The sequence below is a fragment of the Bellilinea sp. genome (genome assembly GCF_034432615.1).
Lineage (GTDB): Bacteria > Chloroflexota > Anaerolineae > Anaerolineales > Anaerolineaceae > Bellilinea.
The window spans coordinates 45,043-66,116 of the sequence record NZ_DAOUBL010000049.1 but is presented as its reverse complement, the minus strand read 5'-3'; the positions used below and the strand labels follow the sequence as shown (position 1 = coordinate 66,116).

At 48.5% G+C, this 21,074-nt stretch carries 16 protein-coding genes; 9 read left to right on the top strand and 7 right to left on the bottom strand.

What is annotated here, in order from left to right:
* Nucleotides 1-45 precede the first annotated feature (45 nt).
* Nucleotides 46-2,757 carry an HD domain-containing phosphohydrolase gene (locus tag VAE48_RS02535; protein ID WP_322791740.1) on the top strand — a complete coding sequence of 904 codons (2,712 nt, stop codon included), beginning with the start codon at nt 46-48 and terminating at the stop codon, nt 2,755-2,757.
* Here the strand turns inward: VAE48_RS02535 and VAE48_RS02530 are convergent.
* From VAE48_RS02530 to VAE48_RS02515, 4 genes are read right to left on the bottom strand one after another with little or no spacing between them, the layout of a single operon-like run.
* Nucleotides 2,754-3,209, bottom strand: coding sequence for a copper chaperone PCu(A)C (locus VAE48_RS02530; protein WP_322791739.1), 456 nt, complete (start codon nt 3,207-3,209; stop codon nt 2,754-2,756). The genes VAE48_RS02535 and VAE48_RS02530 overlap by 4 nt on opposite strands.
* A 20-nt stretch (nt 3,210-3,229) precedes the next feature.
* A complete protein-coding gene (locus tag VAE48_RS02525; RefSeq protein WP_322791738.1) occupies nt 3,230-3,712 on the bottom strand; it encodes a DoxX family membrane protein in 483 nt (160 codons plus the stop codon).
* Nucleotides 3,709-5,550, bottom strand: coding sequence for an ABC transporter ATP-binding protein (locus VAE48_RS02520; RefSeq protein WP_322791737.1), 1,842 nt, complete (start codon nt 5,548-5,550; stop codon nt 3,709-3,711). Before VAE48_RS02520 ends, VAE48_RS02525 begins: the two co-directional genes overlap by 4 nt.
* A 24-nt stretch (nt 5,551-5,574) precedes the next feature.
* Nucleotides 5,575-7,326 (bottom strand): ABC transporter ATP-binding protein, encoded by a 1,752-nt coding sequence (locus VAE48_RS02515; protein WP_322791736.1) that lies wholly within the window; start codon nt 7,324-7,326, stop codon nt 5,575-5,577.
* Between the two features lie 258 nt (nt 7,327-7,584).
* Between VAE48_RS02515 and VAE48_RS02510 the strand changes: the two genes are divergently transcribed.
* From VAE48_RS02510 to aguA, 4 genes are all read left to right on the top strand, one after another.
* On the top strand, nt 7,585-8,064 hold the full coding sequence (locus tag VAE48_RS02510; RefSeq protein WP_322791735.1) for an Lrp/AsnC family transcriptional regulator: 480 nt from the start codon (nt 7,585-7,587) through the stop codon (nt 8,062-8,064).
* A gap of 44 nt (nt 8,065-8,108) precedes the next feature.
* Nucleotides 8,109-9,116 carry a putrescine carbamoyltransferase gene (gene ptcA, locus VAE48_RS02505; protein ID WP_322791734.1) on the top strand — a complete coding sequence of 336 codons (1,008 nt, stop codon included), beginning with the start codon at nt 8,109-8,111 and terminating at the stop codon, nt 9,114-9,116.
* Nucleotides 9,117-9,196: 80 nt separating this feature from the next.
* Nucleotides 9,197-10,579, top strand: a complete 1,383-nt coding sequence (locus VAE48_RS02500; protein WP_322791733.1) for an APC family permease — start codon at nt 9,197-9,199, stop codon at nt 10,577-10,579.
* A gap of 23 nt (nt 10,580-10,602) precedes the next feature.
* A complete protein-coding gene (aguA, locus tag VAE48_RS02495) occupies nt 10,603-11,694 on the top strand; it encodes an agmatine deiminase (protein ID WP_322791732.1) in 1,092 nt (363 codons plus the stop codon).
* Between the two features lie 77 nt (nt 11,695-11,771).
* On the opposite strand, the gene VAE48_RS02490 is transcribed toward aguA, so the two are convergent.
* Complete coding sequence (locus VAE48_RS02490) at nt 11,772-16,304, bottom strand: right-handed parallel beta-helix repeat-containing protein (protein WP_322791731.1); 4,533 nt, start codon at nt 16,302-16,304, stop codon at nt 11,772-11,774.
* Between the two features lie 315 nt (nt 16,305-16,619).
* On the opposite strand from VAE48_RS02490, the gene VAE48_RS02485 reads away from it, so the two are divergent.
* Both VAE48_RS02485 and VAE48_RS02480 read left to right on the top strand, forming a co-directional pair.
* Nucleotides 16,620-17,315, top strand: a complete 696-nt coding sequence (locus VAE48_RS02485) for a Crp/Fnr family transcriptional regulator (RefSeq protein ID WP_322791730.1) — start codon at nt 16,620-16,622, stop codon at nt 17,313-17,315.
* A gap of 91 nt (nt 17,316-17,406) precedes the next feature.
* Complete coding sequence (locus VAE48_RS02480) at nt 17,407-17,667, top strand: DUF1858 domain-containing protein (RefSeq protein ID WP_322791729.1); 261 nt, start codon at nt 17,407-17,409, stop codon at nt 17,665-17,667.
* On the opposite strand, the gene VAE48_RS02475 is transcribed toward VAE48_RS02480, so the two are convergent.
* The gene (locus VAE48_RS02475) at nt 17,610-18,176 is read right to left on the bottom strand and encodes a DeoR family transcriptional regulator (RefSeq protein WP_322791728.1); all 567 of its coding nucleotides are present in this window, start codon (nt 18,174-18,176) and stop codon (nt 17,610-17,612) included. The two genes, VAE48_RS02480 and VAE48_RS02475, sit on opposite strands and share 58 nt — an antisense overlap.
* 91 nt (nt 18,177-18,267) lie before the next feature.
* On the opposite strand from VAE48_RS02475, the gene VAE48_RS02470 reads away from it, so the two are divergent.
* Entirely contained in the window at nt 18,268-18,729 is a 462-nt protein-coding gene (locus VAE48_RS02470) for a copper chaperone PCu(A)C (protein WP_322791727.1), read from the top strand.
* Nucleotides 18,730-18,805: 76 nt separating this feature from the next.
* Nucleotides 18,806-20,482 carry a tetratricopeptide repeat-containing diguanylate cyclase gene (locus tag VAE48_RS02465; RefSeq protein WP_322791726.1) on the top strand — a complete coding sequence of 559 codons (1,677 nt, stop codon included), beginning with the start codon at nt 18,806-18,808 and terminating at the stop codon, nt 20,480-20,482.
* Here VAE48_RS02465 and VAE48_RS02460 read toward each other — a convergent pair.
* A complete protein-coding gene (locus VAE48_RS02460; protein WP_322791725.1) occupies nt 20,479-20,994 on the bottom strand; it encodes a peptidylprolyl isomerase in 516 nt (171 codons plus the stop codon). The genes VAE48_RS02465 and VAE48_RS02460 overlap by 4 nt on opposite strands.
* Between the last annotated feature and the right edge of the window lie 80 nt (nt 20,995-21,074).

The window sequence follows — 21,074 nt, the reverse complement described above, 5'->3', positions numbered from 1 at the left end:
TGTGTATAATCAATTCACTTTATACAATTTATGTTTCCTTCCAAAGTGGTTCTGGTCTCAAAAAACGAGTTACTCATCCATTCCCTATCTACTCAATTAAATTTTATGGGATGGACAGATATCATTATTGTTAAATCTCACGAAAGACTACTGGAAATTTGTTGTACAACCGAAAAAGAAATCGTAATTTTCTTTGACATTGATGCTGCCCCTGAATCCAACCTGTTTGAATGTCTTGATGAAATTCGTAAAAACAACCGCGCACTCTTAATTTTAATCCTTGAGCCTGAATCTCAAAAAACCACCGAGAATTTTCTATCAACGATTAGTAAGCTGATTGATGGATTTATTTTTCAACCCATCTCAGATGATTCGCTTCGTTCAACCCTGTATATGGCTAAAGAACGAAGACAGCGCGAAGTTGAGTTATTGAGGAGTGAAGAAAAATTTCAGCGTATATTCCACAAATCATCTGATCCAAGTCTTTTGATCGTCAATGGAGTAATTATGGATTTGAATCAATCTGCTTTGCTCAATCTTCGCGCCAACCGAATGCAAATCATTGGGAAATCGCCGGACCAAATTTCACCACCTATGCAACCAGATGGCAACCCGAGCAAAGAAAAAGCTGAAATATACCAAAAAGAAGCCCTCAAAGAAGGGGCAGTCACATTTGAATGGCTACATACGCGTGCAGATGGCAGCGAATTTCTTGCCGAAGTGTCCCTGACAGCCATTCCTTACGCAGGGGATGTGGCGTTGTTTGCAAGATGGCATGACATAACTGAAATCGAGCAGTTTAAAAAGTCTCTCAAGATGAGTGAGCAGCGATATCGGCAATTGTTTGAAACGATGTTAAACGGCTTTGCACTCCATGAAATGATACTCAACGAGAATAATCATCCCAAAGATTATCGTTTCATTGCCGTAAATCCTGCATTTGAAAAATTGACTGGATTATCAGCCAATGCCATCATTGGAAAAACAGTTCTTGAGGTGTTACCTAATACCGAATCATACTGGATTGAGACCTACGGCAAAGTTGCCCTGACAGGCAAACCAGCCCTGATTGAAAATTACTCGCAAGAACTTGACCGCTATTACCGTGTTTTTGCCTTCTCCCCGGTCAGAGGTCAATTTGCTACGTTGTTTGAAGATATTACTCCCCAGAAGCAAACTGAACGTTACCAATCCGCCTTATTAAAGCTCTCTGAAAGCATCCGCCAAACCTATACCACTGAAGATATGGTGCAAACAATCGTGCATACCATCAGTTCATTGTTAGAAATTGAAACCGTTGCAGTGGCCATGAAGTCCATAGAAAATGAAACACAATATCGTTTTGTATATGGTGTTGGAAAAGGGCAGCAATGGATCGGGGCCGAGTTTTCAATCGAGCAGGGGATTACCGGTTACGCCTTGCGGAGTAAATTACCGTATTTTCAGAACGATGTTGTAAATGATCCGAATTTTCTTCAGCGCTATTCTGAACAGTATCACCCTTATGTGGTGGTATTACCCCTGCTTTCCGCTGAAGAACCGATTGGAGCTCTTTTGCTCGGGAAGAATAAACCCTTTAATGATACCGATCAACAGATTCTTACGGCGATGAGCGAAATGGTTGGTAACGCCATTCAGAGAACAATTTTGCAGGAAAAAACCCAAAAAACTGTGAATTATTTATCCGCTTTGAGAAAAATTGATTTAACCATAACTCATGGGAGAGATTTACAGGAACGCTTAAAAGTTTTGTTAGAGGCTGTCGTAGAACATCAAAAAGTGGATGCTGCTTGCATTTGGCTGAAAGAACCGCAAACGGACCAGTATCATCTATCTGCGTTTATTGGGTTCCGTTTGAACGAACTTCCCGCCATGCGAATGAAATACCCTGGTTTAAGAACCGACCTTGATCGAATTATTCACATTAAAAAATCAGACTTATCCACCATTTTAGTAAATGAATTCAAAGAAATGATTGATAAAGAAGGCTTTGAGGATTATATGGGAGTACCCCTTATAACAAAAAAGAATGAATGGGGATTACTTCAACTATGGAAGCGTGCCGAAATCAAGCCAAACCATGAGTGGATGAACTTTTTAGAAATGCTGGCGGGTCAGGCTGCCATTGCAATTGAAGATATCCAGTTACTTACTGACCTGCAGCACCATATCAATGAATTACAAATCGCTTATGACACAACCCTGCAAGGCTGGGCAAAGGCCCTTGAAATTCGCGATGCTGAAACGCAAAACCACAGTCAGAGGGTTACACAAATCACCCTGGAATTGGCAAAAAAACTGGGTGTGGAGGAAAACCAATTACCCGATATTCGGCGGGGTACTTTGCTCCACGACATTGGAAAAATGGGTATACCAGATGCTATTTTAAATAAAGCGGGTCCGTTGACACCCGAAGAATGGGAAATCATGCGCCGCCATCCCCAAATGGCGTATGATGTGCTGTCCGGTATTCCATTTCTCAAACCTGCCCTTGAAATTCCCTACTGCCACCACGAAAAATGGGATGGAAGCGGATATCCGCGCGGCTTGAAGGGCGAGGAAATTCCGCTGGCTGCGCGAATTTTTGCTGTGGTGGATGTTTGGGACGCCTTATTATCCGATCGACCTTATCGCCCGGCATGGAAAAAACGAGAGGTAATTTCCTATTTGCGCGAACAAGCCGGCAAACACTTTGATCCAAAAATCGTCGAGGCATTTTTGGAACTGATCTCCGAAATGGAAGGTCAAGAAAGTTAATTTTGGGGCAGCTTCACCGGAACAACGAATTCAACTTCTCCCTGCCGTTCAAAAAACAAAGTGATTTTGATCTTCTGAGCAGGTAATAGATCCTGCTTGAGATTTCTTAATTGAATGGATAATCCTGATTTTGGAGAAAGGATTACCTTTTCTCCCGGCTCAAGTCGAATTTGATTTCCCTCTTCCCCAATCACCTCAACCTTCTCACAAATCTCACTGAAACCGCCGATCAAGGTCTCTGTTTCCTCTCCCTGATTTTCAATCTGAAAATAAACAGGGGCATCGTTGCTAACCGGAATATGATAGGCGTGCTCTGACATTTTTTCCGAATAGGCTAACAGGGCAGCCTGAGCCCAAATATCAATAATCTTCAGGTTGCCGGCTTCATACACCGTGCAGCCGCTTAAGACCAACAAAGACAGGACTATTCCGGATAGCAAGATTCTATTCATGGCGATTGGAGTAAATCAAATCAGGTTGTCTTTTCCACAATTCGACCGCCGCGCACGGTAGAACCCACCACCAACCCCGCTGAAATTAACACCAGATTCTTGATGATGTACTGGCCTTCTAAAGTCGGGGCGTAAGGAAAACGAACAAAGGTTTCGGCGGGAAACAAAACGAGCGGGGTCATTGTGCCTGCCATTTGGAGAAACAACAACAACAAGGTAGCCCGCAAAAACTTACCGGTGATCAACCCCAATCCAATCAGACATTCCCACGCTGCAAGCAACGGCACAGAAATTTCGCTGCCAATCAAACCAAATGACAGTACTTCAATTGTTCTTGCAGCCAATCCCTGCGCAGGGCTGAGGCCCGGAAAGAACTTCAACACACCAAACCAGAAAAAATTGATTCCCAGGCTGATTCTCAAAAAGGTTACAGAATAACGCGCCATAAAACCCGTAATGATCGGGTCAATGCGATTGAACAGGGTCATCCATTTATAAATCATCTTAGCCTCCCAATTTTAGTGGTTACTTCTTCTCGCATCTTTCCAGCCTGATCAATATATGACAGAGACTGATGTCGAAAATAGGTATTATAAAGATCGGCGTAATGACCGCCGGTATTCATTAATTCCTCATGATTGCCTTCCTCAATTATTTTTCCATGATCTAAAACAATAATTCGATCGGCCGCTTTTACTGTAGATAATCGGTGAGCAATCAAAATGCTGGTGCTTTGTGAAAGAACCATTTCCAAAGCCTGTTGAATTTGTCTTTCAGTAAAGGGATCAATACTGGCAGTGGCTTCATCCAGCACAAAGATGGCCGGCTTCTGAACCAAAACCCTCATCAATGAAACCAGCTGCCGCTGCCCCATGGACAATCGGCCTCCCCGCTCACCCACCTGGGTCATCAAACCATCTGGCAAGGCTTCCAGCCATTCACCATTTCCAATCTGATAAGCCAGCCTTTCAATTTCCTCCTCACTTGCGCCTTTGCAGGAATATTGAATGTTTTCCAATAATGTTCCTGAAAATAGGAACGGCACCTGCGACACAATCCCCAATTGACAACGATAACTACCCAAATCAAAACTGCGAATGTCCATTCCATCAATCAAAATTTCACCCCCTTGAAATTCATAAAATCGCGCAATCAATTTCACAACCGAGGACTTTCCCGCACCGGTATGACCAACCAGCGCTACCGATTCTCCCGGAGAAATGTGTAGATTGAAATCCTCTAGCACTGGTGAAGCATCTGTATATCGAAAATAAACATGATTAAAGTCAATTTGTCCCCTTAATCGCGGAGCCTTCACATCGCCGGTTTGAACGACACTGGGATCGGCATCAATCAATCCAAACACCCGTTCAGCCGCCGACAGGCCGTTTTGAATTTGAGTCCAGAATGACGATAAATTCATCACCGGAAACATGAAACGATCGAGGCTTAATAAAAACAGGTACCAGGCACCAACCGTCACAGCCCCCTGAACAGCACTTATTCCCCCTACGTATACCAATAGTGCCGTCATCCAGCCCCCGACAGTGTTCAGTACCGGAAAAACCATCGAAAGTACCAGCCCGCGCCGAACATTGACCTGATACGACAGACGGTTGGACTGGTCAAACAGCTCGAAAATTCGCCCTTCCTGACGGAAATTTTTTGCAACCGCAATTCCGGAAACCGTTTCTTTGATGGTCTGATTGACATTTGCCATCGCGCGCATTCCCGCCCGCGTTACCTTGCGCGCCAGGCCGCGAAAGCTCATTGCCAAAACCCCGACAATCGGAATAATCGCAAAAAGGGTTAATGCCAGTCGCCATTCCAGGTTGACCAGTACAATCGCAAGAATCAGTGATTCAACGACTTGCGAGATGAGATCAGTGGTCAAAACCACCAGCTGACCAAAATCCTGCGTGTCGCTGGTAATCCGAGAGGCAATTTTTCCTGTGGAAAATTGATCATAAAAGGACAGGTCATGCTCTGCCGCTGAAGCAAACGCCTCGTTGGCAAGCCGTGCCACCACGTCCGCAACCGAACGGACAATCAACCGCCGCGCCTGCCAGTTTGCCAGCCAGGCAATAACTCCCGTCAGCATGACAGCAAATGGAATAAACAGTACGTTGATTGGAGTCAATTCATCTTTTAGATAATCAATGCCTCTGGATACCAATATGGGCATCAACGCCCCTGCCCCAGAAACAATCAAAACCAGAAAGCCGACCACAAAAAGTCTTGCAAAATGCGGTCGAAAATAGTTCAAAATACGCCGGATCAATTCTCGATCGCTGTATTTTCGGTCATATTTTTCGGCATCTAACCCGGCAAAAAATCCCATAACAGACTACTCCTGTATCGCCTTTCACAATTCCTGAAAGATATTGCGATATGCATCACTGCTCTTCATCAATTCATCATGGCTGCCGGCTGCAACCAGTTCGCCCTTGCGCAAAACCAGGATGACATCCGCCCAACGAATTTGCGAAAGGCGATGGGTGATGATGAAGGTAGTCCGCCCTTGCGCCGCAGTGTAAATTGCCCGCTGAATCTTATCCTCAGTTGCCGAGTCGATAGCGCTGGTTGAATCATCCAGAATAAGAATGCTTGGCTGGGTCAAAAAGGCGCGCGCCAGGGCTAACCGCTGGCGCTGGCCTCCCGAAAGGGTTACACCGCGCTCGCCGATCACCGTATCGTAGCCCTTTTCAAAAGATCGGATAAATTCATCGGCCTGCGCTGCGGTTGCCGCTTCAATGATCTCCTCCAATGATGCTTCAGGGTGACCAAAGGCAATATTTTCCGCAATGGTTTGGGAAAAAAGGAAAATATCCTGCTCGATAATGGAAATTTGCCGGCGCAGTGCTTCCAGATTCCAATCACGTACGTCAACGCCATCCACCAGAATCCGGCCGCTGCTGACATCGTAAATGCGGTTGATCAGCTTGACCAGGGTGGTCTTTCCGCTGCCGGTTTGCCCTACAATGGCAACGGTTTGCCCGGGCTTTACATGGAACGAGATATTTTTCAATACCGCTTCCTGGTTTTGGTAAGCAAAATAGACATTTTCAAAGGTGACTTCCCCCCGCATCCTACCCTGATAACCCCGTTCATTTTGATCAAGGTTATTCTCTCGGTTCATCAACTCCAGAATTCTGCGCGCCCCGGCCAAGCCCAACGAGATGCGAGAATACGCGAAAATCGAAACGAATGTGGGAAAGGAAAGCATTACCAGCAAACCGAAATAGGCAACCACATCGCCAGTATTTATTAAGCCCCTCTGGAAAAGCAAAAGCGCATGAAGCAGTCCCCCAGCCATTGCAACCGCCAGCAGCAACGCCGGTAAAAAGCGCGCTTCAATATCCCCCTGTCGGACGGCAGCCTTGCGGTAACGATCCACATTTTTGCCAAACAGCGCCACTTCGCCCTCTTCCTGAGCAGCCCCTTTCACTACTTCAATGCCATCCAACGCTTCGTTTAACCGCGTATTCAAAATGCCAAAAGAATGGCGAACTTCGTCGGTAACCGGTTCAAGTTCTTTCAGGTAAAACCTCAAAAGAATAAAATAGACGACAACAAATAGAAGAGGGACAAGCACCAACGAAGGATGATAACGAGGGGCAAGAAAGATTGGGACAAATATAAATATCAACGAACCAATGACCAAATTGACCCCAGGCGAAAATAAGAAATTCACCTCGCGAACATCATTGGTAGCCCGCGCCATGGTATCCCCCACCGGTTGCAGGTTGTGAAAGGTCATGCTTTTACCCAGGAGTGAAACATACAACTCCTGCCGGATATTGCGTTCTATCCTTTGGGCAATCACCTCAAAGCCAAAATTGCGGGCAAACTGCAGAAAACCACGGATCGTTTGCGATATGACAATAATCAAAACAATTCTTAATAACCCATTGACCTCAAACGCACCCCCGCTCACCAGATTGACTGCCTGCCCAATCATCACCGGAACCACCCCGGCAAGTCCGGCGTTTCCCAGCGCTCCAATGACAGCAATAATCACCAGCCACCATTGATATTTCAGGTGCGATAAAACCCACCGCACCGGCCCGCTTCGATCGGTTGGATAAAGAGTAGGAAGGGTGAATTCAGCGTTCATCAGCAATCCAAGTAAAAAAAATTGTAACATATCTCCGTAATGCAGACTTGACGTGAATAATGTTAGCGGAAATCTCCATTCCTATGCTTGTGGATGGCACTCCAGGTACCCGCAACAATCCGGACAAAGCATTTACAACCGTCACAATTTTCCATGACAAATTACCCGATCGACCTTCCGCCTATTGAAACGGCCACCGATTTTTGCTATAATTATCTTGCCTATTCGGTAATATATTTTTCCGTTTCGGAATTATTCATGACAAAATCAGCAGAATTTGATCATCTCGATTATCAGATCATTCTCGAACTGCGCAAAGATGCCCGCAAATCAGCCTCTGAAATTGCCCGGGCACTGAAAGCCAACGAGCGAACCATCCGCAACCGCATTGATCGGCTGGTTGAATCCGGCGCAGTCAGGTTGACGTCCATCCTTGACCCCCAGGCTTTCGGCTATGTCAATACGGTGGATATTTTCCTTGAAGTTGAACCAGAACAGGAACATACCGCCATTGAGCGCTTGCTGCAGATGCATGAAGTCTCTTATCTGGCGTATGGTTTGGGCACTCAGGAGATTTCCATCGAAGCTCGCTTTAAGGATAATGCTGAAATGCGCACTTTTCTTGGTAAAGTCTTGCCCTCCATACCCGGTGTCAGGGTAAAAGGTTATGCGTTGGTACCGCGCATTCTGCGTAACATTGACGAATGGCTGCCTAGACCCGAGGATTTTGGAGATTAATATTTTGGCTATACGCATTTCTATAATCACATAGGAGGAATTTCATGAACCTGAAACACTTTATTGACACCCAGGACTTCACAAAAGAGGAGCTTCTCAACCTCATCGAACTGACCCGGCTCATCAAAGCAGCCGATAAACAGGGCTGCACCCCCAAGCTGCTTCAAGATGCGACCCTCGCAATGATTTTCGAGGAACCCTCAACCCGCACCCGCGTTTCTTTTGAAGTTGCCATGACCGAGTTGGGCGGCCACGCCCTCTACTTGAAACCGGGTGAAATTCATCTGGGTGTGCGAGAATCGCTCGGTGATACCGCGCAGGTTCTTTCCCGCATGTGTGATGCCATCATGGCGCGCACCCTCAAACATGAAACCATTACCGGTCTGGCAAAATACGCCACCGTTCCGGTGATCAACGGTCTGACCGATTACAACCACCCCACTCAGGTTGTTTGTGATGTCCTCACCATGATCGAACACGCTCCCGCCGGCAAAAGGCTGGAGGATTTGAAGGTGACTTTCATTGGCGATGCCACCAATGTCCTCTCATCTCTGATGCTGGTCTGTACCCGGCTCGGCATGAATTTTACACACGCAGCCCCAAAGAAGTATCAGGCGCCCGCAGAATGGATTAATTGGGCAGAGGCAAACAACAAAGTTTCGGGCGGCACTTTGCGGATTACCGAAGACCCGGTGGAGGCCGTCCGAGATGCCGACTTTATTTACACCGACTTGTGGTGGTGGGTTGGACAGGAAGATCAGATCCCCGAACGCCGGGCTGCCTTCATGCCAAAATATCAGGTCAACAGGGATTTGATGGCCAAAGCCCCTGCGCACTGCAAGTTCATGCACTGCCTGCCGGCCTCACGCGGCGTGGAGGTAACCGATGAGGTTATGGACTCACCCCAATCCATCATCTTTGATCAGGCGGAAAACCGCCTGCATACCGAAAAAGGGATTTTGGTCTGGCTGCTTTACCCGCGCATGAAGCGACCATCCGCTGAACTGGCCGCCTTCCACCGCGGACAAATCGAAAATTTTCTTAATCGCTAACCGGTGTTTTCTTCGGCAGGGATAATTTCTCATCCCTGCCGAAGCAGATTTCTCTTCCAGTGACTCAAGGAGATTTCCTCATGGAAACTGCAATTGCAACTAGTAAAAAAAGCAACGGCTTCAAAAAAGCCTTTCGCGGCATTGATATGACTTTGTTCACCGTGGCTGCCATTTTGGTCATAGACACGCTGGCTCCATCCGCCGCAATTGGCCCTTCCTCAATCTCGTGGTGGATCATCACTTTAGTCCTTTTCTTCATCCCCTACGGATTGATCACGGCCGAACTGGGCACCACCTACCCTGAACAGGGCGGTCTCTACGTTTGGGTTCGCAATGCCTTTGGTGAACGTTGGGCTGCCCGCACCACCTGGCTTTACTGGATCAATGTGGCCTTGTGGATGCCCTCGGTTTACGTCCTGTTTGCCGGGATGTTCGCTCAATTATTCATCCCCGACCTGAGCCTGTGGGGGCAAATTCTGATCGGCATCCTAATGACCTGGGTCACGGTCGTCATCGGCATCATCGCGCTGGATATTGGCAAATGGGTACCCAACATCGGTGCCCTGATGAAAGCCCTGATCATGCTGGTCATTGGCGTTGGCGCGTTTGTTTACGCAGCCCGTCATGGTGTCGCCAATGATCTCTCATTCCGCAACATTCTGCCCAGCTGGGATGCCGGTTTATACTTCCTGCCGGTCATCGTTTATAACTTCATGGGTTTTGAATTAATGTCCGGAGCCGGTGAGGAGATGCAAAATCCTCAGCGCGACATTCCCCGCGCCATTATCACCGCCGGTTTGCTGATCGCTTTCTTCTACCTGATGGGCACAATCGGCATGTTGATGGCGCTGCCAGCTGAACAGTTGGGGCTGGTCACCGGTATCATTGACACTTTGAGAATCCTGTTCGGTGAAAGCGGCCTTGGCGGAGTTATTGTAACCATTTTAGGGATAGGCGCTCTGTACACCTTCCTGACCAACATGGTCACCTGGACAATGGGCGCAAACCGCACCGCCGCCGAAGCCGCTAATGAAGGGGAATTACCCGCCTTTTTCGGGCAATTACATCCCGTCAATAAAACACCGGTAGGCGCCTACGTATTGACCGGCATTGTTTCCAGCGCTGTTCTGGTCATTTACGGCCTGATGGCTGCCACTGCCGAGGAATTGTTCTGGTCGCTGTTTGCCTTTTCCTCAATTGTCTTCCTCATGCCTTATCTGGCGATGTTTCCGGCGTTCCTTAAACTACGCCGCGTTGATGCTGACCGACCGCGGCCTTACCGCGTACCCGGCAATCACCTGACCGCCATCCTGATGACCATTGTCTGCGTCCTGTTCATCCTCCAGGCCATCGTCTTCTTCATCTGGGTGCCGGGTGAACCTGTAGATTGGGGCTACGCCATTCCGGTACTGGTTGGTGTTGCCATCACCCTGATTATTGGAGAATTCTTGATCAAACGTTGAAATCATACAAGGAGTAAACAACCATGTCTCATCTCATTGAAAGCACTCCCCGCAGAGATGGTTTTCGCATGCCCGGCGAATTTGAGCCGCATGAAGGCTGCTGGATGCTCTGGCCGGAACGCCCCGACAACTGGCGGCTGGGCGCTAAACCGGCTCAGAAGGCATTTGCGGCAGTAGCCAGCGCGATTGCCCGCTTTGAACGGGTTACCATGGGCGTTTCTGCTGCACAGTTTCAAAATGCGCGCAATCTGCTGCCGGGGCACATTCGCGTGGTGGAACTCTCTTACAACGACTCGTGGATGCGCGACTGCGGCCCGACCTTTGTCACCAACGGAAAGATTGCCCGCGTAGTGGACTGGGATTTCAACGCCTGGGGCGGGCTGGATGGCGGTCTGTACTTTCCCTGGGATCAGGATGATCTGGTTGCCCGCAAGGTTGCCGAAATCGAGTGGGTAGACCGTTACAAGGCGCCTCTGGTGCTGGAAGGCGGTTCAATTCACGTGGACGGCCAGGGCACTCTGCTGACGACCGAGGAGTGCCTCCTCAATCCCAACCGCAACCCCCATCTTTCCAAATCCGAGATCGAAAACCTGTTGATGGAATACCTGAACGTGGAGAAAATTCTCTGGCTGGGCAAAGGTGTTTATAACGATGAAACCAGCGGGCACGTGGATAATCTGGCCTGCTTCATTCGCCCCGGCGTGGTAGCCTTGACCTGGACAGACGACAAAAATGACCCGCAGTACGACATCTCGGCGGATGCCTATGAGCGGCTCATGCACATGACCGACGCCCACGGCCGCCACCTGGAGGTTCACAAAATCCATCAACCCGGGCCGATCTACATCACCCGCGAGGAAAGCGAAGGTGTAGATGCGATTGAAGGCACACTGCCGCGTGAAGAAGGCGACCGCCTGGCCGGTTCCTACATCAACTTCTACATGGCAAACGGCGCGGCTATCGTGCCGGTATTTGGCGACCCGTACGATCAGCCTGCCCTGCAAAAGTTGGCCGAGCTGATTCCGGAACGGGAAATCGTCCCCGTCCCGGCCCGTGAAATTTTGTTGGGCGGCGGCAATATCCACTGCATTACGCAACAGCAGCCCCGGCCTTAATCAAATTCCGGTAAAATAAGAAAACCCCCTCCGCCGGGGGATTGGCGGAGGGGTAACTTTTTTATCTACCGCACCGTCTATTTCTTGACCAGCGGCAGATAAATGGTAATACCACCCGTTTCCGGAATGGTTACCACGAGGGTATTCACACTCGCCTGATTGTTGCTGCTCACCAGATCCAGAGTCGTAGCGGTGACGGAAGCGGTTGCCGTGATGCTGCCCGCTTGATTAGGCGCGTTGACCGTGATGGCCACATCCGGTGCACTGCTGGTTGCTGCCAGCGAGAAGCGGGTGCAGGTCACCACACCGCCGCTGTGCGAGCAGGTCCAGCCTGTACCGCCAGCGCTGACGAAGGTCACTCCATTCGGAAGGTTGACAGTGAGAGTCAGATTGCTGGCTGCCAGCGGACCGAGATTCTGTACTCCCACCGTGTAGGTCAACGCAGCGCCGGTTTCAACCGGATTGGGCGATGCGCTGATGGAAACTGCAAGGTCGGCATTTTGGGGAAGCACATCGAAGAAACCACCTACCGCCGGATCGAGCGAAGTGGTAATCGCCGCCAGCCGGTAATTCTCTCCGGCTTTGCTGATGCTGACCCCGCTGAACGTAGCCACGCCGTTGACCGCATTTGCCAGCAGACTGCCCTGCAGAGCGCCGCCAGCCGGGTTGTTGGCAAGGTACAGAATCACTACACCATTGAAATTGACCGCCAGATTGCCGTCATCATCCTCGGCACGCACCACCGGCTGGGTGGAAAACGGCACATTTTCAAAACCGCCATCCGGGTATTGTGCGAAGACCAGTCGGGTGGCCGCCGAAGTGACCGTGCATCCAGCAGCGTCGGTTACCGGCTGGAAGCCAATTTGAGCGGGTTGAGCATCGCTGCCATCGCACAACCACGGCGCAAAGTCCACCACACCCACAACCGGCTGACCGCTGCCGCCGGGGTTGGCGCTGTTGGTCGGCCCGCTTGGGCTGGCCCACCAGTTGCGCTCGGCTTTGATTTGAGAGCCGCTGTAATGCTGGACAGCAGTGGTATTCCCGATAAAAGCATTTTCTTCCACCACGAAAGAAGCCCCAACACTGGAAGCGCCGATTCCCTCGATGTTGTTGCGGAAGTAATTGTTGCGGAATTGAACATTGCCCTGCCCATCCGTGCCGGCGCCGGCCCAGTTGCCGCGGATTTCGTTGTTCCTCACAATAATCAAACCGCTGGTCGGGTTGAGATACAGCCCGCTGACCCACTTTTCGATCGTGTTTTCTTCCACAATCAGGTTGCCGACGTCATAGGAAGTTAAGATACCGCGCCCGCCGGTGTAATTGGTTGCTCCACCCGTCCAGGTACCGATCAGGTGATTATCGCGGATGGTGACGTTCTGCGCGCCATTGATATATATACCGCTGAGTTCCGCGCCATTGCCAGACGCCCCGTTCTTAATTTCAAAGCCTTGAATGGTCACATTGTTGGCATTGACCCAGAAGCGCCCATCCAGCACCGGGCGGTTTTGACCAATCAGCGTAACCGCTTTGTTGATTTGAATGTCGCCGCTGTAATTCCCTGCGCCAACATAAACAGTCCCGCCCGGCGCTACATGATTGAGGGCATCCTCAATGGTCGCAAAAGCATCATAGCCATAGGTTCCGCCATTGGCACCCGCCTGACCTTCAGTCTTGCCGGCATTGTCATCATCGGCGTAGGTAATGGTGGGGATATCCAATGAATGGGTGAGGGTTTCATTCCGCCATGGCTGCCAGTCAACAGCCCCAAAAATCATGGTTTGGATACCATTCACACTGCCATAACCCGCCCAGCTTAAGGTTCCCCAATAGTTGTTTTCCGCTTTGATCTGTTGTTGGGTGTAATTGATGACACCCCCATAGGCACTCCCATCCGTTCCAGAATACGTCTTTAGGTTATTGCGGATGATCGCATTTTGGATGACTACATTCGTCGGGCCGGCATTATTTTGACCCGGTTCACCAAAGCGGATGCCACGCTCATTGCTTTCAAACATACCACCGTTGATTTGAATATTGTTCAATGTGGCTGGATATTGTGAGTAAGTTGCTCCATCATCCCGAGCTTTAATCATCAAGCCAGCGCCATCTTTGGTTCCCCGAGCATTGTTTCTAACCGTAAGATTATTGAACACCAGGTCCTGATAGGTTTTTCCTCCAGTCTCGCCCTTTAGGTTAATATCAATACCTGCATTCCAACGGGCGTTGAAGAATGAAGTGTTCCAACCGTTTCCTTCTACAGTCACATTCGTGAAAGTCGCTTTGGAAAGTTTCTCAACATAAATTCCTTTAGCAGCATTCTCCTTGAACGTGGTATTTTCAACAACAACGCTTTCCACTGTACTGCTATTGGCCGTCCAGTCTCCGTGCTTTGCAAAATACCAACCATAATGCAGATTATCAAACCCCGAATTTTCAACGGTTAAGTATTTTAGTGTTGCAGAGGTTGCCACCTTTAAGCCGACCTCACTCTCGGTATCATTTGTTGGCTTCGATCCAACAACCTTAACATTTTCTAATGTCACATGTTCAACCAATCCGCTCGGCACATTAATTCCATACACCCCCACAGGTTCAATTCGCAAATCCTTTAACAGGATTGGTGTGCTGGTTGAACCGGATGCCGACAGAGTGACAACCGCAGCATTCGTGTTCTTTCTCAAAATCGTATTTTCTGATGAATTGTCGCCGCTACCTGAACCGATCAGGCTGATTGGTTTGTTGAATATGAGATTCTCAACATATACACCTGGCTTAGCGAGGACGGTGTCACCCATAACCGCATTATTAATTTCGCCCTGTATAAGAGCACCAATCCTTCTTACATTGGTAAAGTTATAGGATCCGCTTGTGTAGGCATAAGCACGCAAATCAAAGCTGGCTACATCAGCAAGAGTAACCACAGCTTTGTCAAAGGTGTTTTCTTCCCAAAATGCTTTCCAGTCAAATTGAGAATTATCATAACTGCTGCGGGCTCGAATATACTGCGTGCTGCCACTGAATTCATTGTCTCGAACTATCGCACCACCAATTGGATAGGTGTACCAAGGAACTTCTCCAGAGCCGTTGAAGGAAATCAGCGCCCAATTTACACTTTGACCACCAGTAAATTTATTTCTGAAAATCCTCCGGTTTTCAATATTTCCCGAATAACCCGCACCGCTGGCAATGTCTACACTGGAGCCAAACTCGAACCAGTTATCTTCAATAAAATATGACTTAACATGAGAAACCTGAGAAACCTGATTGCTATTATCAAATCTCCAGTCATTGATATAAACAGAACCTCCGTCTGGCACTGCAATGTGCGAATGCTTCAAGGTGAAATTGTCACCGATCACTTCAATGGTTTTATTATCCCATGGTGTGTTTGGGCCGATTCGCAAGCCCTGAATGGTAACATTGTCGGCTTCAATAAATATCCCCGAGTAACCAAAATTGTTGGTTGCATTGGTGTTGATGGTGGCCTTAACTTGGGAATAATCCACAATTGGGTCACCATTACTATAGACGCCAATTAGACGAATTCCATCCTTGTTGTCCTCGATGAATAAACCGAACTGGTGCGGACCATTGTTGCCCAACACATAGCGGTCAACCGCTGTTTCATTGTAAGTACCGGGGTAAACATAAATTGTCTTACCCGCCTCCACCAGATCTATCGCCGGCTGGATTTTCATGGTATCAAACACATAAAAACTTTCGTCAGATAACTTCTGAATAGCCGCAGTCGGCTTGAAAGTTGGATTTACGGTGTTTGCGGCATTAATAAATGCCAGGGCCGATTCTTTGGTTTTCTGATACCCCGTACGTAATGGCAATAACGTACTCCTGACAACATAGGCAAATTCCGTTTGGGTGAAATTGCGAATGACATGGGAAGCATCGGCAAGTTCAGTGTATAAGGGATTGACTTCACCAAAAGAATTAACCCCTTCGAGGGTTATACCGTCTAATCCAGTTTTTCCATCGCTCAAATTATTAGGATAAAAATTCTTATTGGTGAATAAACCAACTCCGCCCCACGCATTGTTTGAGGTGGTGATATTCCGCAGCGTGATATTTGTTGAATTGGAAACCGCAATCCCAACACCGCCATTGTCGTGAGAATAAACATCTTCAATAACAGCGTTGTTGCACCCGATCAAATCAACGCCAGAACGGTCAAAATTCCTGAATTCAACTTTTTTAACAGAAACATTATTTGAACCCGAAATTTTCAAACCATAATTTGCATTGTTGTAATTTTCAATCGTAACATTTTCAATAGTGAAATTGTTTGCCGAAACGTTAAGCCCATAACCACCATTGGCTCCGGCTTGTATGACAACGGGATCTGTCCCTATTCCCTTTATTGTTATAGCTTTTGAAATATTTATTGTCCCGCTGGTATACGTTCCACTTTGGATCTCGATCACATCCCCATTGTTCGCATCATTTACAGCCGCCTGAATGGTGGTGTAGTAACAACCACTACCGCAAACCGTGATTGTAGCCGCAGATACTGGCCGAGGCAAAGGCAAAACCGCCAGTACGCTGAAAGCCAGAACAACAATCAACCCCAAACGGAATAGAAACGACAACGGTTTCATCTGATCAATCCTCCTTTTGTTCCAAATTGAAAAATTTAGCGAATACCCGACCGGATTAACTCTGGTGAAATAAAATTAACTCTTTTCCCCCTTGTTCTCACCTCCATAAAAAACGCGTAAAGTTCTGGTAAATTCCCCGTAAATTTGACGTAAATTCTGCATAAATTTTAGCAAAATCGCCAGCAGCAGTCAAGTAAAAATGTTGAAAAAACGAACTTCCCCACCAATTAAGAGATTTGTCATCTCTGCATCATGACTTTTGTCAAGCCGCAGTTCACCACCTGACCCGCCTTGGCTTTGTGTTAAAATCTCTCTATGCCGTTTCAGCCTGTTTCTCGCCCGCAAGACCTTGGGTTATTTAAAAACCTCTCCCCTTTAGAGGTTGAAACTATCCTGTACACCGGGCGTCAAAAAAAGATCAGCGCCGAGGAATTTTTCTTTATGCAGGATGATCCTGCCGAAGCCTTTTATGTGCTCAGCCAGGGCAAAGTGCGCCTGTCGCAATTTACCTCGGACGGTCAGCAAATTTTACTGCGCATCATTGTGCCCGTTACCCCTTTTGGAGCCGTAGCCCTGGCGGAAAACGAGCATTATCCGGTTTCGGCTCAGGCAATCGAACCCTGCACCGCCATCGTCTGGTCCAAAGCCACCCTCGACCAGTTGCTGGTCAAATATCCTCAACTGGCCATCAATGCGGTAAAAATCCTTGCCGAGCATGTCCAGGAATTTCAGCAGCGCTTCACTGAAATTGCTACCCAGCGGGTAGAACGCCGGCTGGCGCGCATGATTCTCCGTCTGGCAAATCAAATTGGCGTAAAAACCGAGCGCGGTGTAGAGGTCAACCTGCCCCTCTCCCGTCAAGACCTTGCCGAAATGGTCGGAACCACGCTCTATACCGTCAGCCGCACCCTCTCCCAATGGGAAACGCAGGGATTGATTCATTCGGGGAGAGAGCGCCTCATCATTCTTCATCCTCATGGACTGGTAAAAATTGCCGATGAGGAAACCTGAGAAGAAGACTCCATCCCGTTGGATTGATTTTGCGCAAATTAATCCAATTCATTACAAGGTATGATGAAAAGATAGAATTCGGAAATTGAAAATGAGTCGACCTTCCGCCAAAATTCATCCGACTGCCCGCATCAGCGAATTATTGCGCGATCACCCCGCCACCATTCCGGTATTTATCCGCCACCGCATGGTTTGTGTTGGCTGCTGGATGTCAAAATTCGACACGATTGCGGATGCCGTCTGGAATTACGGGCTGGATATGGAAGAGTTCCTCTTGGAGCTAAACAACTTCGTTCAACTCGAACCGCCGCAAGGCAATTCGGACAGCGGCGCATCCATAAAACACGAATAAATCTCAGCGTAGTTCATAATTTTTCCCCCAAACCCCTTTTGCATTCGTTCGGCATCTACTTTGCGGGCAAAAACCAGCACCGCCGGATTGCAACACACCTGCACATCCGGCTCTACCAGGAAGTAGCCGCGCGGAACATCCACCACCGTTTCATGGATGAAATCCACCCCCAGCCCGGCGGAAATGCCTTTGGCATGCCGCATCAGTCCCATGCCGCAATGGGCACAACAGGCAATCAGCCTCTGCCCGGTTTCGGTGAAGAACATCATTCGAGTCCTTGCCGGGGCTGGCTTACCGCAGTAAACACAAAGCTCTCCAGAATCCGTCCCGCCGATGATAACAACACCACCGTGAACCCTGCGCACCAAACCCCTGGATTCGAGCACGTTCAGGTCGCGATGAAGGGTCATGGCAGAAACCTGCAGCGCTGCCCTCAATTCACCCACACTCATGCCCTGGTGCTGGGTGATCAACTGGATGATTTTTTGGTGCCGAACTTCGCGAATCATGGTACAACCTTTTGATTATTCTACATTTTGGATATTATTTGATATAATTTTATCATAAAATCACATTTTACATCACTTTGGGAGTACAGTCATGAAAAAGGGTTTACTGCTGGGTCTGTTATTCATTCTGCTGGTATCCTGCTCTGCCCCGCCGCAAAATTCGATCAGCGTCCAGGATGCCTGGGCGCGCGCCACAACCGGCTCCATGCCAATGGAACAAAACCACAATTCGATGGGCGGTAAAACCAGCGCAATTTATATGGTGATTTATAATCAAACTAAACAGGATGATCGCCTGATTGCCGCCAAAACCAGCGTTGCCGAAACGGTGGAAATTCACGAAACCCGCATGGAAAACGATATCATGAAAATGCAAAAAGTGGACGGTGTTGTAATTCCCGCCAACGGCAAAGTGGAACTTAAACCGGGCGGCTATCACATCATGCTGATCAACCTCAAGCAAGAGTTGAAAGCCGGGGAAAAGTTGCCCGTCACGCTCATTTTTGAAAAGAACGGCGAAATCAACCTCGAAGCTGAAATTCGCACACCTTAAATACAAACCGCCGGGGAGCGGCCCAGGACCTCTCCCCGGCATCAAAATTGCACCATTGCAGGGGGAAAAATAAACGATGAGCGATACTGAACCAGAAAATCTTCTAATTTCAACCAGAGAAAACACTGCTCAGAAGATCGAAGCGCTGCTCAGACGCACCGGTCCGCTGACCCAAAGCAACCCCAAGCGTGCTCTTGAACTGGCTCGCGAAGCAGCCCGTTTGGCCGGGGAAAATGCACCCTCCAGCCTGGAACACCGCAAAGTATTGGGGCGGGCTTTGATTGCCCAGGGGAAAGCCCTGCTGGAACTGGACGCATACCATCAGGCAATTCCGTGTTACATCAGCGCTCTGGAATGCTTCAACCCCGCGATTGACACGAACGAAACTGCCGAGGCGTTATTGGGCCTTGGCAGTGGCATGATCATCATGGGGTCTTATCCCGAAGCACTCCAATACCTGATCCGCGCCCTTTCTGCTTTTCAAAATCTTAAGAATCAAAACGGCGAAGCGGCTGTGCGCATCAAACTGGGTAAACTTTATCTTTTGCTGGGCGAAGCCGAAAAAGCCCTCCCCCATTTAGAGACGGCACTTGATCTCGCCCAGTATCTGACCGATTTGAAACTGGAAGCCGCGGTGCAGGTCTATCTCAGTCAGGCATTTGCCGAATGTGGCCGCCACCAAAGCGCGGTGCAGTCCGGATTGCGCGGTGTAGAAATTTACCAGAATTTAGGCATTCATCGGGGAGAAGTTGAAGCGCTCAATACACTGGGAGAGGTTTATTTCAAACGAGGAGAATTTGGGCTGGCGCTCAATTTCTTTCAACTCTCTGCCGATGTGGCAAAAAAATTCGATAAACGTCTTGAACTGGCCAGAGCCTATCGAAAGATGGGAATGATTCATCTTTCAATGGGCAACACTCCGGCTGCTGTGCAGGCATTACAGGCCGCATTGACCATTGCTGATGAATTTAACGCTCAAAATGAACAGATGGAATGTCATCAGGCACTGGCACAGGCCTACAAGAGTGCCGAAGATTACTTGCAAGCCCTCGAAGAATATGAAAAATATATGTCCGTGTATCAAATTGTGTATAACGAGGACAAAGATCGTCGTCTGAAAACGCTTGAGGTCATTCACGAGGTTGAAAACGCCCGCAAAGATGCCGAAATTTATCAACTCAGGAACGTTGCTCTGCAAAAAGAAATCGAGGAGCGCAAAAAAGCTCAGGCCGCGCTGGAACGACTGGCTACCCAGGATTCGCTTACCGGCGTTGCCAACCGGCGCTATTTCCTCGAAATTGCTTCACGAATCATGGAACAGGCAAAACGCTATCAACGCCCGGTATCGGTGGTTATGATTGATGTAGATCACTTCAAAGAAATGAATGATACCTTTGGGCATAAAACAGGCGATAAAGTACTGGTTCATATTACGCGGTGTATGCAGGCCGTACTGCGTAAGGTTGATATTCTGGGACGTTACGGTGGAGATGAATTTGTTATTTTACTGCCCGAAACAACTCAGGAAGGCGCACGGAGATTGACCGAACGGTTAAGGCAAGCCCTATCTCAGCAGCCCATTACAGCCGGCGGTGTTTCGATCCCCATTACGCTGAGCATCGGCCTGGCAAGCAACGTAAACGATCCCGGCCTTTCTCTGGATGAACTGCTCCAGCGGGCAGACCGGGCACTGTACAATTCAAAGATGAACGGACGGGATCGGGTTACTTTTTACAATGAAACCAATTTCTAGCCGCAACTTTCACAGCCGCTTGTTGAACCGCAGGTAGCGCATCCGCCTCCAACCCTGCCCGAAATCAATTCTTCGTCGGTAGCTTCCCTGAGTCCTGCAATCCGCACAAAAAACCGCAACTCCTTACCCGCCAGCGGATGATTTGTGTCAATCTCGACCACCTCATCCTTCAAGCCAACAATTCGAGCATTCAGAATTTGACCCTGATCCGTTCGTACCCGGAAGGGATAGCCAATCTCAAAGGGAAAGGAAGGAGGAAATTGCGATTTTGGTAGTTCAAACACCCCCTCGGGATGATACTGCCCGTAGGCATCTTCAGGTTTCACAACAATTTCTTTCTCTTCGCCAGCACTCAAACCGTTGAGCTGGTTTTCCAGACCGGTAATAATATTGTTAAACCCGTGCAGGTATTCCAATGGAGTTCCATTCGAGCTGTCAACGATCTCTCCATCTACCCATAAAGAGTATTCGAGCGCTACAACAACCCCGTCTTGTACTGTGTCAATTCCCATTTTATATTCCTTGAAGTCAAGAAAAATGTTATAAAAGATAAAATCAACCTGATTATACCCGAATTATGTTCTTTAACTGA